This window comes from Bradyrhizobium sp. BLXBL-01 (assembly GCF_051853025.1).
Taxonomy (GTDB): domain Bacteria; phylum Pseudomonadota; class Alphaproteobacteria; order Rhizobiales; family Xanthobacteraceae; genus Bradyrhizobium.
In genome coordinates, this window is the sequence record NZ_CP182471.1 from 2,726,760 (window position 1) to 2,740,884 (window position 14,125).

A 14,125-nucleotide genomic window follows, 5' to 3' on the forward strand; every position below is an offset into this window, starting at 1 on the left:
AAGAGGGGCGCGCCTACAGGCAAGCGGGTGCGCGGGAGGATCGGGTGAAACGCTATCGGCCGCATATTCTCGTCGTGATCGCGCTTGCCGTGGTGCTGTCCACGGGCTGGCACGGTGCGCTTCGCAATGCGCTCACCGACCTTCGATTCAAGTGGCAAGCGCGTGCGGCCAGCGGCGACATCGTCGTGGTCGGCATCGATGCGCCATCCATCGACCAGATCGGGGTTTGGCCCTGGCCGCGGCACCTCCATGCCGAGCTGCTGCAAAGGCTGGAAGCGGCGGGAGCGCAGGATGTTGCGTTCGATGTCGATTTCAGCACGCCGTCGGACCCGGCCTCCGACGAGGCCTTCGCCAAGGCGTTGCGGGACGCCGGCGGCTCGACGATCCTGCCATCCTTCAGACAGCCGACGCCGAAAGGCGGCCCGGCCCACGTCAACCGGCCGCTGAAGGCGTTCGGCAACCAGTCGTGGCCGGCCGTCGTCAATGTCGCGATCGAATCCGACGGACTGGTTCGCCGCTATCCGTTCGGCGAGAAGCTCGGCGACGCGTTCATGCCTTCGATGGCCGTCGTGCTCGCAGGACAGGATGCCAATCGGCGGCCGCCCTTCCTGGTCGATTTCAGTATTCGTGCGGCTTCAATTCCAACCGTCTCCTATGTCGACGTGCTGCGCGGCGATCGCGCCACGCTCGACAGGCTGAATGGCAGGAAGGTCATCATTGGCGCCACGGCGCTCGAGCTCGGCGACCGCTTCAGCGTTCCGAACGGCAGAATCGTCTCGGGGCCGGTCCTCCAGGCACTCGCCGCTGAATCTATCCTTCAGAACCGGACGCTGCGCTGGACCTCCGATATCGGCATGGTGCTCGGGCTGGGCGCGATCTGCCTGCTGATGATGTGTTCGTGGCGCCGCGTCGCACCGGGACTTCGCGTCGCAATCCTGATCGCAGCCGGGGCGGCGGTCGAACTGGCCGCTCTTCTCGTGCAGGCAACATGGCCCCTGGTCATCGATACGTCGCTGTTCCATATCGCGATCGTCGCTTACCTGACGGCAATTGCGCTCGACGAAATCGACTTCCGCAGCCTGCTCGGACGCATCGCCGAGAGCCGCTTTCATCGCATCGCGATGTCGCTCGGCGACGGGCTGGTCTGCACCGACGAGGATCACCGGATCACGGTCTGGAATCCCGGCGCCAGCGCGATCTTCGGCTACATGCCGGCCGAGATCATCGGTCGCCCGTTCGAAACGCTGTGCGCTCCGCCGGCGGACGGCGGTGCAAGACCGTCCATGCACGACGCCGCGCGCGAGGCGCTCCTGGTTCCGGGCGGGGCCGTCGTCGTCGAATTCGAGGGCCGGCGCAAGAACGGGGAAATCTTCCCGGTCGAGGCGAGCTTCTCGGGCTGGCAGGGAACGGACGGCTTTCAATACGGAGCGATCCTGCGCGATATTTCGATCCGCAAGCGTGAAGCCGAACGGATTCGATATCTCGCCGAGCATGACGCGCTGACGGGACTTGCCAACCGGAACATGCTGCATGTGGGCCTGACCGATCTGATCGCCGCGGCGGAGCGGCGGTCTTCGGGCGTCGCGTTGCTCGTGCTCGGGCTCGACGGCTTCCAGGAGATCAACAACATGCTAGGGCACTCCGCCGGCGATCTCGTGCTGCGCGCGGTCGCTGAGCGGCTCCGGAGCGAAGTCGACGGCAAGGCGATCATCGCCCGGCTCAGCGGCGACGAATTTGCCATCGCGATCGACTGCACTGACTTCGGCGAGCCGGTCTCGGCGTTCGCCGAGCGGATCGCGCGCGCGTTCGAAACCCCGCTCGCAGCTGGCGACCGGCAGCACCGCATCAGGATCAGCGTCGGCGTCGCCGTTTTTCCCGAGGGCGGGCAAAAGGCCGACGATCTCCTGAGCAATGGCCATCTGGCGCTGAGCCGCGCGAAGACGACGCGGCGCGGAAGCCATGTGGTGTTCGAAGCCACGATCCGGCAGCAGCTCGAGAACCGGCTGACGCTGGAGCGCGAGCTGGCGCTTGCCGCCGATCGCCGCGAATTCGAGCTGTTCTACCAGCCGCAGGTTCGCCTGCTCGACGGCAGCCTGGTCGGAGCCGAAGCGCTCATCCGCTGGCGGCATCCGGTGCGCGGCTACGTCTCGCCAGCCGAATTCATGCCTGTCGTCAACACCTCGGCGCTGTCGGAGCGGATCGCGAACTGGGTGATGGAGACCGCCTGCCGTCAGGCGCGGGCCTGGGAATTGTCCGGCAACGATGTGCGCGTCGCGATCAACCTGTCACCCTCGCAGCTTCAGTCCGGCGATCTCGCGCATTCGGTCGCGGCACTGCTCGAAGCGACGGGGCTGACGCCGTCGCTGCTCGAGATCGAAGTCACCGAGGACATCCTGCTGCATGACGAACGCCGCGTGCTTGAAATGTTCAAGAGGATTCAGGAGCTCGGCGTCCGCATCCTGTTCGATGATTTCGGCACCGGTTATGCGAGCCTGAGCTATCTCAAGAAGTTTCCGCTCGACGGCCTCAAGATCGACCGGTCGTTCGTCTTCGGTCTTCTTTCGAACTCCGACGACGCTGCCATCGTCGGATCGACCATCGGCCTCAGCAAGCAGCTCGGTCTCACGGTCGTGGCCGAAGGCATCGAGAACCGCGCAACGGCCGACCTCCTGGTCAGCATGGGATGCGAGGAAGGGCAGGGATATTTCTTCGGCCGCCCGATGCCCGCCGAGGCATTCGAGAAACAGTTCCTGGCGGCTGAACTCGCGGCGGTCAGTGCGGCCTGAGCCCGGTGCTTTCGCCTGCGCGACTTGTCCTTGTGGCTCGTTGCCGATCTACGCTCAAAGAGCCGAAACGTCTGCTTGCAGGCAATGAGCCGATCAAGGCGAAGCAGCCCGCCAAGGCAGCTTTTGACCCGAACCGGACTTCCTGACGCAAGGTCTCATCTCTCAAACGGTAAATGCGGCCGCTCGCCGACGATCCGATGCTCGGCGCCGACCGGATCGCTGCTGCGTTACGGAAGAGTGATTGACCGAAGGACGTGCAACGAAACAACGCGGGCGTTCGTGGCAATCATGTTCGCGTTCGAATATCGCAAAGTCGCCTGAAAAGAAGCTCTCCGCAAATCAGTTAGATCGCGCCGACTATTCGGCACATCGCGTGCCTTTGAATTATGACAAGTTTTCTGCATCGCGAGATAACATAGGATAAGACGATGGCTCGCGCAGACAAATTGTGCTAGTGTGATGCTCGTGGAGGTAGCTAAAGCAAGCCCCCGAAGTCGCATTACGACTAGCTCTTTAAGGACCAGCGCTGTTTCAATTCCTGCGGACGCGACACAGCGTCTTTTGCAGCGACGCCGTATGCCCTCTTGCACGTATCTTCGCGCGCCGGAGTGAGATTGCTTTTGCCCGTTGCGGACGAGTGCGCAACCTTGACAAATTTCAAGAAGACCAAACTGGCGAGACAGACATGACAGCGCAAGACGCGTTCATATCGCCGGCCTGCTCGCAGCAACGCCGATGTCGTTTGCGGGCGTCGCACGTCGTTCCGAGTTTCGCGGTGCCATGTATGCCGGCGCCATCGGAGCGGCTGCTACGCGGCGCCCTCGGCCGTTCGCCTCGCCCTTTGGCTATTACCCCTATCGACCTTGCTATTGAGGAGATCGAAGTGGGAAGACGCCGGGTCCATGGTCCGGCAAGAGAACTGCGGTGCGTCAACCACTATCTGCAACTCTGCAAATGAGGAGAGAGCGATGGCACATCAGCAGATCGCGGGCCGGTCTCTGATGGCGAACAGAGTGATGGCTCGCCTTCCCGGGTTCCTCTCCGAGGCTCTCCTGAAGCGGGTGCTCGCCGCGAAGAATTTCAAGGCGGACGAGAACTCCATGTATCTTTACTCGAATGTCATTCAGATGATCTGGCCCTATGACGATCGCGGGCGGCTGGTCGGTGAAGATGTCTGGGAACCCGATCCGGACAAGGCCACGATCGTCAAGCTCGATCCAGCTGACGTGCTGACCACGGAGGAAGCGGGCAAGGCGCTCGCTCCTCTGATCAAGCCGCTGCCGTCGTTCGACGAGATGGTGCTTGGTCGAGGGGCTGCTTAGGCGCCTTGAGCCATGGCGTTCATGCGCCAGCGGGCGGATGTGATCGGCAAGAATGGTCCCTTGGGACGGAATCGGTCCGCCTTCGTCCCAGAAGCGAACAGTGACCGCGCCTCGGGCAGGTTCGCGGTTGTCAAGAACTCAACCAGGGAGGATCGAACGTGAACATCACTCGTCGTACAGCGACCACCGGAAGCCTGAGCCTTCTCGCCAGCCTCGCGGTGCTGGCCGCGCCACAAGCGCAGACGCAGGGCGCATCACCCGCCATCACCGAACAGGAGGCGCGCGCCATCGCGGCGGACGCTTATGTCTATTTCTACCCGCTCATCACGATGGACATCACACGAAAGCAGTCCACCAACGTCGAACCGGGCAAGGAAAGCTTCAAAGGCCCAATGAACACATTCGTCAATGTGCCTGAGTATCCGCCGGCGAATTACAAGGTCGTGGTGCGGCCCAACTTCGATACGCTGTATTCCGTATCGTGGCTGGACACGAGCAAGGAGCCGGTCGTCGTTTCAGTACCGGACACCAATGGGCGCTTTTATCTGCTGCCGATGCTGGATATGTGGTCGGATGTGTTCGCCTCGCCCGGCTGGCGCACGACCGGTACCAAGGCAGGAACTTTCCTGATCACGCCACCGGGCTGGCGGCCCGATCTGCGTGAGAAATTCGCAGAGGAATTCAGGCTTCCCAAGGACACCCAGCGCATTGACGCGCCGACGCCTTACGTCTGGGTGATCGGCCGCACCAAGACCGACGGTCCGCCGGATTACGACGCGGTCCACAAGATCCAGGCCGGCTACAAGGTCACGCTGCTCTCCGAATTCGGCAAGCCGCCGAAGCCGATCGAGGTGAAAATCGATCCCAGCGTCGACATGAAGACGCCGCCGAAGGTGCAAGTCGATACTATGTCGGGCGACGCCTACTTCGCCTATGCAGCCGAATTGCTGAAGCTGCATCCGCCCCACATCACCGACGAGCCGATCATCGCGCAAATGAAGCGGATCGGCATCGAGCCCGGCAAAAGCCTTGACGTCGCCAGGCTCGATCCGGCGGTGCAGCGGGCGCTGAAAGCCGTGCCGGAGGAATCGCAGAAGCTGATGGCGTGGAAGGTGGCGACGCTGGCGCGGGTCGCCAATGGCTGGTCAATGAACACCGACACCATGGGTGTTTACGGCAACTATTATTTGAAGCGCGCCATCATCGCGCAACTCGGACTCGGCGCCAACCTGCCGGAAGACGCCATCTATCCGCTCAACCTCGGCGACGAATCCGGCAAGCCGCTCGACGGCGCCAACAAGTATACGATCACCTTCGAGAAGGAGGCGGCTCCGCCGGTCAATGGCTTCTGGTCGATCACGCTGTACGATCCGGAGGGATTCCAGGTCGGCAACGTGCTGAACCGGTTTGCGGTCTCCAGCTGGATGCCCTTCAAGTACAACGGCGACGGTTCGCTCGACATTTATTTCCAGAACGAGAGTCCTGGTAAGGACAAGGAAGCCAACTGGCTTCCTGCGCCGAAGGGAGCCTTCAACCTGACCATGCGGCTCTACGGTCCGAAATCGGAGGCGCTGACCGGGAAATGGAATCCGCCCCCGGTCGTACGGACGCAGACCACGGTCGGCCTGTCGGCGCAATGAGGGGCGTCGCGCGCGTCGGCGCTTCGGCGCCAGCGCGCGATCCATAGGCCAAGCGCGCTTTCACTGCCCGCGAACCGGAGCATCCGCCGTAGATCCAGACTGCGGATGGCGCTTTAGGACGGCGTCTTCCGCTGTTGGCCCTTCTCGGACCTCGCGCATTGTCTGCTTTCGCGCCGCTATCGGGAGGTAAGCGGACGTAGCGATTTATGAGTACACGGTTTAGGATGGCGGTCCGGTGTCCTCCTTGTCGCTTCCACGGGCAACGATCTTCAGTTCTTTATCGGGAACCGGACGCTGCAAGGATTTTGCTTCGTCCCAAGGGGCACGCAGCCAAACGTCCCACTCCTCGGGCGAAGTCAGGAGGACCGGCATCGCCTTCGGATGAATTGGCTTGACGACCGCGTTCGGGCTCGTCGTGAGAAGCCCATAGACCCGATGCGGCCCCGGAACGGGCTTCGACTTCGTCCCGCGGTCGCCGTTGAACGTTGTCCAGATGCCGGCGAATGCGAACAGCGGGCGCGCCTCCGCGAGCGCAAACCAAACGACATCCTTCTTCTTGGTTTCCGGGTTCGGCTCGGGCGCGTACTCGGCAAAGCTATTGGCCGGCACGAGACAGCGGTGCTCGGGCTTGAGCCAGGCCCGCCAATGCGGCGATGAAGTATTGCGGATATTCGTGACGGGCGGCCCGCCGGTGAGGGGCGGAGGTGGCATGCCCCAGCGCATCATTGCCAGCTCGCGCTCGCCGCCGGCATCGCGAATGACGGGGGCGAGGTAGTCCGGAAAGACGCCGGGCATCGGCGGCAAGTTGCCTTCGTAGCGACGAACGACACGGAAGAGGTCGGCAATGGCCGCCTGATTGGTGGTGATCGAATACAGATTGCACATGAGTGGGATTGTCTCTTATCGCTCGCCCGGCCACCACGTCGTAGGCGGTTGGCTTGCTGAAATCTTTGCCGGTCGCAGCGCCACAAGCTCGCTGCGCTTGTAGGGACGCCCTCGCACCTGCGAGCAGTCCTTGCAGCGCATGTAGCGTTCGAGTTCGTGGATCGGAGTCGTTTTCGGCCGCCGAATGATCTCGAGCGCTATTGTCTGGTTGGTGTCGCAGCCATGACAGCGGACCTCGAGGTATGGGTATCCTCCATTGATGGCATCGCCGATGGTCGGCGAGGGCTGCGCGGGTCCCTTGTAACCGAGCATGCGGCTGTTCCACGCCACGCACGCGAGTTTGTCAGCTTCCTTGCGCGCTTCCCTGGCGCGCTCAGCTGTCATCTTGATCTGAGTGCCGAAGAGATATTGGCGCGACTTCGTGGACATGTGGTCATCAAAGGCATGAGCCAACAGGGTTTGGCAAATTATCGATTCCTAGTAGGCGATCTCGGCGAACAGCTACTGCCGCTCGTGGCTGTGGAAAAACCATGCCTGGCCATTCTCGGTCACATGTCTTCACGCAATCCCTTGAAAAATGGATGCCGCACCTTTCCCTCGGCGGACTTGGCGCGGTACTCGATCTCGGCAAGCAGCTTTGGTTCGACCCAGATGCCTTTGTGCGCAATACGCTTCGCGTAAGGCTGCGTCTTGCGCCGCAGTGGCTCCAGGCGCTTGCGCAGTTCGGCTGCCGATGTCTTGTCAAAACCGTGGTCGACCTTACCGGCGTAGATGAGATCATCGCCCTTGCGGCGGCCGAGATACACGCCGTCACGGCGGGTGTAGACCGTCACGGCCTCGTTGGCCAAATGCACTTGAACGCGATAGCCATCGAACTTGATTTCGTGAATCCACCGCTCGCCGGACGGGACGCTCTCGACAAGGGTTGCCAAAGCCGGTTCGATAAAATCCGGGAAGGGCGCCCTTGATGCCAATCGCCGGTGCCCGCCGCTGACGCTGGGACGCCACTTAACAACTCCACGCAACAAACTCATTTGATTCGAATCTTTTTGCGGGGATTCGTTCCGGCCCGGCGGCGCTAAGCGTTAACTGAAGTCTCTTCAGAGAAGAGCAACGATCGACGAGGGGTTTGAGCGCTGCTCGAACAAGCTCGTGCCCTAGCAAACACCCGTCGTTTGTTGCATCGCGCGCGCCAAGTCATCTTCGGTGAATGGCTTCCTGAGCAGAGGAAGGCCGCCCCGTCGCGGCTCCCGGCCTGATACCTGCAACACCTTCAGAGCCGGACGGTCGCGTCGGGCGCGCTCGGCCAATTCATGACCATCCATACCCGGCATGTTGATGTCCGTGATCAGGATGGAAATGCTTTCATCATCCCGCAAGGTATCCAGCGCTTCGCCGCCGCTCTGTGCGCAAACGACCTTGCATCCCAGATCCTCCAACATGCTTGAGAGCACGACGAGCACGTCAGGATCATCATCTACAAGCAAGACCGTGCGACCCATAGGCGAAACTCCTCTTCCCTAACTTATGTAAATTCAGGACGTTCCCGGGCAAACCATCACGCAAGAAAAACCCGGTCAGCAGTGCTGGCCGGGTTAGTCAAAGGAGGGACAATGTGTCATCGACGTCCGGCAACGAGGTGTATTCTGCAGCGTTCCTACAGAACTGGAGCTTTCCTTCCGTTCTTGAAGACCTTCTGATGCAGGTTAATCGCTAGTGAGGGGGAACGGCCACCACGCCAGCGGCTTGATATGCTGGCTACCCTTCAGCAAGGAAGGGTCTCAAGTGGTGAACAAATGATCCTATGCTGCCGGAGACAGGCAGATGATAGATGCTTTGATGCGCTACCTTGAAAGAGCAGTTGCCTTCGAGCGGCTCGCTGCCGATGAGACCGACCCTGACTTGAAAGCCGATCTTGAGCGCCAGGCAACAGCCTACCGGAGACTTGCTGCGATGCAAGCAGAAGGAATGGGTCTACCCGCACCTAGCCAACCTTCGCAACCGCCGCATCCCTGAGGAGCCAACCGCCCCCGAGTGACACCACGGAACGGACGACGCCGGTCTACTGCTCGGAGCCGCGACCGCTTTGAGGTGACTGACGAAGGCAGCCCCTTTGCCGGGCAACCTAAGCCCGTCAATTCACTCGATCGGTAAAGCGAGAAGTGGCTTGCAAGAGCCGATTAGCTTGACCCGTCGGGCAAAACACTGGCAGAATAGCATCATCGAGACGAGTTTGTTTGCGCCCGCGCCGGAGTTCTCCGCCGCGGGTTTTTTGCGTCTCGATCCAAAATTGATCGGAGTAAGTTTCAGACGGATGATCCAAATGACTGAAGCCGTGAACTACAACCTTCTTTCGCAGAATGCTCTCGCCAGGGCGGCGGCTCGCCGCGCTCTGAAGCAGCGCACGTTGACTGAAATCAAATCCTTGGCACGGACGCACACGAATCTCGCGATCAAGACCCTCGTGCAGATCATGCGCGACAAGGACGCTCCCGCTCATGCCCGGGTGATGGCCGCCAACGCCATTCTCGATCGGGGATGGGGCAAGCCGTTGCAGCCCATTACCAGTGAAGACGACAACCCCATTCGGTTCGTCCATCGCATCGAACGGGTCATCGTGCATCCAGGCGCCGACGTGACGCTGGAGGCGCATATAGAGGAGAGCGTACAGCAAGAGCCCATTAGTGTCCTTGGTAGCCTCGGTGCGATCCGCGATGAGGATGCCTCTTATGAAGAGCTTTGGTTGGAGTCGCAGGAGAAGGCATGAGCGATATACTTCAGCAGTTGCTTCAAACGCGGGTTGAGCCAGGGCCGAAGCCCGAATGGCCGCGATGGATCGCCGACGCACTTGCTTACAAGCCTGAGAGTCCGGCGCGGGTTGACGCCTCGCCAACCAAGCCGGTCTCATCGCGAACCGAGGACCGGCGCAATATTCGGGTATTGACCCGCGTACCGAACTCTTAAGCTCAAGCCCGCGGGATAGCGCGGGCTTGAGAGCCCATGTCGACCGGTGGGCGGATGAAAATCTTCCAAGGGCCAGGGCATTTGCGCTTCACGTCGCGCCAGCCGAATTCATGCCTGTCGTCAACACCTCGGATTCAGGAGCTCGGCGTCCGGATCCTGTCCGATGATTTCGGCACCGGTTATGCGAGCCTGAGCTATCTCAAGAAGTTTCCGCTCGACGGCCTCAAGATCGACCGGTCGTTCGTCTTCGGTCTTCTTTCGAACTCCGACGACGCTGCCATCGTTGGATCGACCATCGGCCTCAGCAAGCAGCTCGGTCTCACGGTCGTGGCCGAAGGCATCGAGAACCGCGCAACGGCCGACCTCCTGGTCAGCATGGGATGCGAGGAAGGGCAGGGTTATTTCTTCGGTCGTCCGATGCCGGCCGAGGCATTCGAGAAGCAGTTCCTGGAACCCCTCCTTTGGACCAACGTACCGCTGTCTCGCGTCTGCTTTCGCTCATCTTGGACGCGACGTTGAGGCGCGTGAGGCGGCTGCCCATGTGCTTGAGTTTGATCCCGGCTTTACAGTATCTGCGATGATCGCGCGGGGCGGGACGTCGAACTTGAAGTTGTTGCTTGAGGGCCTTCGGAAAGCGGGGTTGCCAGAGTAAGCCCGGGTGCCGAATGACCGCCAGTGGCCCGAATGCGAAGTGGCGGCACGGCCTGCCGGCGTCTGCTCAGCGGAGCATACCGGACCAGATTTGCTCAGCCCGAGCTCTTCTCAGTCTGACCCGTATCGGAGGTCAGCATCTGCGCCATGACGCCTTCTGGTTGTGACCAATCCGACCTTCCTTCGTTACCATCGGCATTCATTCACCGGATAGGATGCCTCGCGGATCGCAATCTCGGTGCGAGGCGACGTAGTCGATTTCGCCGCGCGTAATACCGATATCCATAAGCTCCCTGTCACCTAAGTCGCACAAGTTGGCCAGTAATCTCCGGCGTTTGCGCCACTCCTGAAATGCATTCCAGTATGCTTCGAGAGGACTGTAGACCTGCCGCCTTGCTGTTGCCGGTCCCAGCTCGGTGGTCCCGTGGATCGTGCTCATTGAGGGTGTCCTGTCTGGACTGCTCACTAGGACGGAAGTTGCCGCAAGAGGTGCCGGCGCGCTTAACTGGTGGCTTACATTTCTCTTACCGGCGGCTTATTCTTCATGCGCTAATACAGAGGCGGCCCCGAGAAGGAATGGCAGCTTGCGCTATCTTTTCGAGGAATACGCATTCGACACCGACCGGCGCGAGCTGCAGCGGGGCACTGATGCGGTGTCGATCACACCGCAGGTTTTTGACCTGCTCGATTACCTGATCCGCAACAGGGAGCGGGTTGTAAGCAAGGACGACCTCGTCAACGCCATTTGGAATGGTCGCAGCGTATCTGACGCGGCGTTGACGACCCGCCTGAATGCCGCGCGAAGCGCGATCGGCGATTCCGGTGAGGCACAGCGCCTGATCAAGACGTTACCGCGCAAGGGTTTTCGTTTCATCGGCACGGTCCGCGAGGTGAACCAGCTTTCCGGCGCGGCGGCGATCTTGAGCCGCGATATTGAATTCACGGAAGCCCCCCTTCCACTGCCCGACAAGCCCTCGATTGCTGTGCTGCCGTTCGAGAACATGAGCGGTGATGCCGAGCAGGAGTATTTTGCCGACGGAATAGTGGAGGAGATCATCACGGCGCTTTCGCGGTTCAAGTCCCTGTTCGTTATCGCCCGAAATTCAAGTTTCACCTTCAAGGGCCGAGCTGTAGACATCAAGGAGGTCGGGCGCAGGCTCGGTGTGCGCTATGTGCTTGAAGGGTCTGTGCGCAAGGCCGCAGGAAAAGTTCGCATCGCAGGACAATTGATCGATGCAGCCACAGGGGCTCATGTCTGGGCGGACAGATACGAACGTGACCTGACAGACGTCTTCGTTCTCCAAGATGAAATCACGCTAGCGGTTGTCTCCGCCATTCAGCCGAAGCTGCTCCAAACGGAGATCGCAATGGCGACGCGGCGGCGACCGGAGAATCTCACCGCCTATGATTTTTACCTCCGGGCCGTGGGCGAGTTCCGTTCGATGACCCGCGAAAGCTTTGCCGAGGCGATAAGGCTGGCTCATCGCGCCTTGGAGCTCGACCCTCGGCTCGGTCTGGCTGCCGGCCTGGCAGGTAACTGTCACGCGCTCAACGTCGTCTTCGGCTTTGCTGTCGATCCTCAATTCGAGCGCCGAGAGGCACTTCGACTTGCTCGCCTCGCATTGAGCATCGACGACGGTGATGCAGACACGTTAGCATCCGCCAGCTTTGTCTCGGCAATCATGATCGGCGCTGGGCAAACCGAGATCGAAATGGCGAACCGTGCGGTCGCTCTTAACCCGAATGCATTTCAAGCCTTGGTCTGCAGAGGTCACGTCTACAGGATTGCGGGGTTACCCGAGGAAGCAATCCTCAGCTTTGAACATGCCGTCCGCATGAGCCCATTAGATCCGGTGCTGCACGCGGTGATGGCCGGGATCGGGATGGCCTTGATTGAGCTTGGTCGCTTTGAGGAGGCCGTCGAAGCAGGAAAGAAGGCCGAGCGTCAGAACGCCTCCTATTCATCAACTTACCGCTGCCTCGCGTCCGCATACGCCCATCTCGGACGGGATGCGGAGTCACGCGAAGCGGCGGCACGTCTGATTGAGCTCGACGCCGCCTTTAACATATCAGGGTGGATAGCCCGGGGCGGGCAATCGAACGCGAAGCTGCTGATCGAGGGGCTCCGGAAAGCGGGGTTACCCGAATAGCAGTCCTATTTTGGCGAGATGATGCACTAGCGGCCCTGCAAGCGCCGCGCATGAGCCGGGTTTTGGCCCTTTGCGGCCGTGCTCGCGCGTTTCGGCGGCGTCCGCTCCTAGCGGCTAAACGGACCTAGCCTTTTCCCTACGCGGGTCTCCACCACCTTTCGAACCGCGGCCTCGGAGGTGCCGAAGGACGGTTCGGCGGTGAGGTTCAGGTCGCAGTGACGGGCACCTAGGCTGCGAGATCGAACGTCGCAATCAGAGCACGGACCTCGCCCGCCAATTGGCGATAGTGCTCGCTCGCTCGCAAATAAAAGCCCCGATTGCTCTCATTTGCCCTCTTGGCAATCAATTCGCATTCAGCAGCAAGGCTCTCATACCGCTCTACCTTGGCTTGAAAATCCCTCATCCGAGCCACCCAACTAGTTACAAACAAGGGGGCCGACGTTATTCGCGGATTTGTGGCGCGGCAAGAGGATTGGACCATGCTGCATTGCAAATTCGAATGCTCTGCCCGCCGCTCAGAACGGTCGGCGCGCCGGTGAGGCCGGACGGCATCATTCTGCCGCATGCATGCCTTGCTCCGTCGGCTCGCCGGGGTGATAAAGACCGTCAATGCGCTCGACGAGAAGGCCGTAAACGCGCGCGAGCCGCAAGGGCTCGAGCATTCCGGGGAGTAGAACGACCGGGTCGTCCTTCATGCCTCAGGCAAGTGGCTGGATGGGCAGTCGTTCCCGAACTCCTCGCATAACGGCTCTGCCTACCTCGGCCCCCGCCACTAAAGGCGCACGGGAGCATCGCCTCAAATCGGCGGACGTTAGTGCAACACACGAGCGGCTTCTGCCAGCCGGACCTTCTCTCGTAAATCCTCGAGTTCCTGAAGCATTTTCAGGAGATCCGGCAGGACGGTTGCCCGCTTCAAAATTCGACTCGTTTGTCCCATCGCTACACGCCTCCATGGCTCGCAACGGCGAGCCACATCAAGGCGCACACACGCAAATTTTCCCCTGCAGGCGGAATTGCATTTTTAACAAATTTGCTGAGCGGCGTCGGCGCGGTGGCATTCACTGGGCGTGGTGCGTGCGGCGAGAGATTTTGCAAGGCTCCAGAATCGGTCGCCTATCCTGAGGGAAGAACGGTTTATGGCCCATTGCTTCCATTAGCGCGTCGCGGCGAGTTGTCCGGGTCGGGGCAAAGCGGAAGCACCCCACCGCGGGCCAATCGGCGCTGTTGACCCGAAGCGGACATGCTGTTGCAATCTTCGAACTCTCTTTCGGCGGACAAAGACTGCGCGGCTCGTCTGAGGTCAGCTCTAAGCCAGTATACGCACTTGCAACTGGAACAATGTCCAAGCGATCTGATTGAAGTGTGTTATGGCTTGGCTGGGATTGGCACAGAATATTCCTGGCGAAGCGTGGTGATAGTCAGGGAAGGTGCTTCACATGGATGACGAACGAAAAGCTGGGAAACGGGCCGCTGAAGGCTTGCGCGAGGCGACTGCTAAGGAAGAAGCGAAAAACGAGAGCAAGACGGGACACGATCTAGCGAAGGGCGCTGATCGCTTCGAAGAACGCTCTAAAAGCTCCGATGGAAGAAGCGCAAAAGAGAAACAAAAAGGGTGAATGTACCACAGCAGACCAAGCGCTGCGTTTCGATGGACCTCCCATGCGAGCCACCGGGACCGATGGTTGGCTGTGGTGATCAACTGTTAGCCCAGTTGGCTATTAGGCAAG

Annotated in this window: 11 protein-coding genes and 2 pseudogenes; 7 read left to right on the plus strand and 6 right to left on the minus strand. The window is 60.6% G+C overall.

Annotated features, from left to right (window positions below):
* Window positions 1-44: 44 nt before the first annotated feature.
* From ACNJYA_RS12305 to ACNJYA_RS12315, 3 genes are all read left to right on the plus strand, one after another.
* On the plus strand, window positions 45-2,786 hold the full coding sequence (locus ACNJYA_RS12305) for an EAL domain-containing protein (protein ID WP_439402972.1): 2,742 nt from the start codon (window positions 45-47) through the stop codon (window positions 2,784-2,786).
* 968 nt (window positions 2,787-3,754) lie between these two features.
* Window positions 3,755-4,108, plus strand: a complete 354-nt coding sequence (locus tag ACNJYA_RS12310) for a hypothetical protein (protein WP_439402973.1) — start codon at window positions 3,755-3,757, stop codon at window positions 4,106-4,108.
* Window positions 4,109-4,326: 218 nt separating this feature from the next.
* Window positions 4,327-5,748, plus strand: a complete 1,422-nt coding sequence (locus ACNJYA_RS12315; protein WP_439367470.1) for a DUF1254 domain-containing protein — start codon at window positions 4,327-4,329, stop codon at window positions 5,746-5,748.
* A 219-nt stretch (window positions 5,749-5,967) separates the two neighbouring features.
* Here ACNJYA_RS12315 and ACNJYA_RS12320 read toward each other — a convergent pair whose 3' ends face one another.
* The 4 genes and pseudogenes from ACNJYA_RS12320 to ACNJYA_RS12335 all read right to left on the minus strand — a co-directional run bounded on the left by ACNJYA_RS12320 (window position 5,968) and on the right by ACNJYA_RS12335 (window position 8,135).
* Complete coding sequence (locus tag ACNJYA_RS12320) at window positions 5,968-6,633, minus strand: SOS response-associated peptidase (RefSeq protein WP_439402974.1); 666 nt, start codon at window positions 6,631-6,633, stop codon at window positions 5,968-5,970.
* 15 nt (window positions 6,634-6,648) lie between these two features.
* Window positions 6,649-7,062: a hypothetical protein gene (locus ACNJYA_RS12325; RefSeq protein ID WP_439402975.1), complete on the minus strand. Its 414-nt coding sequence runs from the start codon at window positions 7,060-7,062 to the stop codon at window positions 6,649-6,651.
* Between the two features lie 119 nt (window positions 7,063-7,181).
* Window positions 7,182-7,641, minus strand: a pseudogene (locus ACNJYA_RS12330) (hypothetical protein).
* 149 nt (window positions 7,642-7,790) lie between these two features.
* On the minus strand, window positions 7,791-8,135 hold the full coding sequence (locus ACNJYA_RS12335; RefSeq protein ID WP_439402976.1) for a response regulator: 345 nt from the start codon (window positions 8,133-8,135) through the stop codon (window positions 7,791-7,793).
* A gap of 665 nt (window positions 8,136-8,800) precedes the next feature.
* Between ACNJYA_RS12335 and ACNJYA_RS12340 the strand changes: the two genes are divergently transcribed.
* Both ACNJYA_RS12340 and ACNJYA_RS12345 read left to right on the plus strand, forming a co-directional pair.
* Window positions 8,801-9,400: a hypothetical protein gene (locus tag ACNJYA_RS12340; RefSeq protein ID WP_439402977.1), complete on the plus strand. Its 600-nt coding sequence runs from the start codon at window positions 8,801-8,803 to the stop codon at window positions 9,398-9,400.
* 326 nt (window positions 9,401-9,726) lie between these two features.
* Window positions 9,727-10,116, plus strand: a pseudogene (locus ACNJYA_RS12345) (EAL domain-containing protein); the annotation flags it as partial.
* A gap of 331 nt (window positions 10,117-10,447) precedes the next feature.
* On the opposite strand, the gene ACNJYA_RS12350 reads toward ACNJYA_RS12345, so the two are convergent.
* Window positions 10,448-10,687 (minus strand): DUF1127 domain-containing protein, encoded by a 240-nt coding sequence (locus tag ACNJYA_RS12350; protein ID WP_439402978.1) that lies wholly within the window; start codon window positions 10,685-10,687, stop codon window positions 10,448-10,450.
* 145 nt (window positions 10,688-10,832) lie between these two features.
* Here ACNJYA_RS12350 and ACNJYA_RS12355 point away from each other — a divergent pair, with 145 nt between their 5' ends.
* Window positions 10,833-12,398: a winged helix-turn-helix domain-containing tetratricopeptide repeat protein gene (locus tag ACNJYA_RS12355; protein ID WP_439402979.1), complete on the plus strand. Its 1,566-nt coding sequence runs from the start codon at window positions 10,833-10,835 to the stop codon at window positions 12,396-12,398.
* A gap of 551 nt (window positions 12,399-12,949) precedes the next feature.
* On the opposite strand, the gene ACNJYA_RS12360 is transcribed toward ACNJYA_RS12355, so the two are convergent.
* The gene (locus tag ACNJYA_RS12360) at window positions 12,950-13,093 is read right to left on the minus strand and encodes a hypothetical protein (RefSeq protein ID WP_439402980.1); all 144 of its coding nucleotides are present in this window, start codon (window positions 13,091-13,093) and stop codon (window positions 12,950-12,952) included.
* Between the two features lie 741 nt (window positions 13,094-13,834).
* Here ACNJYA_RS12360 and ACNJYA_RS12365 point away from each other — a divergent pair.
* On the plus strand, window positions 13,835-14,014 hold the full coding sequence (locus tag ACNJYA_RS12365) for a hypothetical protein (RefSeq protein ID WP_172785485.1): 180 nt from the start codon (window positions 13,835-13,837) through the stop codon (window positions 14,012-14,014).
* The last annotated feature ends 111 nt before the right edge of the window (window positions 14,015-14,125 follow it).

Bases quoted from the DNA above. Each gene is read 5' to 3' on its own strand.
- ACNJYA_RS12325 (WP_439402975.1), bottom strand. From the start codon at position 7,062: ATGTCCACGAAGTCGCGCCAATATCTCTTCGGCACTCAGATCAAGATG.
- ACNJYA_RS12350 (WP_439402978.1), bottom strand. From the start codon at position 10,687: ATGAGCACGATCCACGGGACCACCGAGCTGGGACCGGCAACAGCAAGG.
- ACNJYA_RS12310 (WP_439402973.1), top strand. From the start codon at position 3,755: ATGGCACATCAGCAGATCGCGGGCCGGTCTCTGATGGCGAACAGAGTG.
- ACNJYA_RS12335 (WP_439402976.1), bottom strand. From the start codon at position 8,135: ATGGGTCGCACGGTCTTGCTTGTAGATGATGATCCTGACGTGCTCGTC.
- ACNJYA_RS12320 (WP_439402974.1), bottom strand. From the start codon at position 6,633: ATGTGCAATCTGTATTCGATCACCACCAATCAGGCGGCCATTGCCGAC.
- ACNJYA_RS12365 (WP_172785485.1), top strand. From the start codon at position 13,835: ATGGATGACGAACGAAAAGCTGGGAAACGGGCCGCTGAAGGCTTGCGC.
- ACNJYA_RS12360 (WP_439402980.1), bottom strand. From the start codon at position 13,093: ATGAAGGACGACCCGGTCGTTCTACTCCCCGGAATGCTCGAGCCCTTG.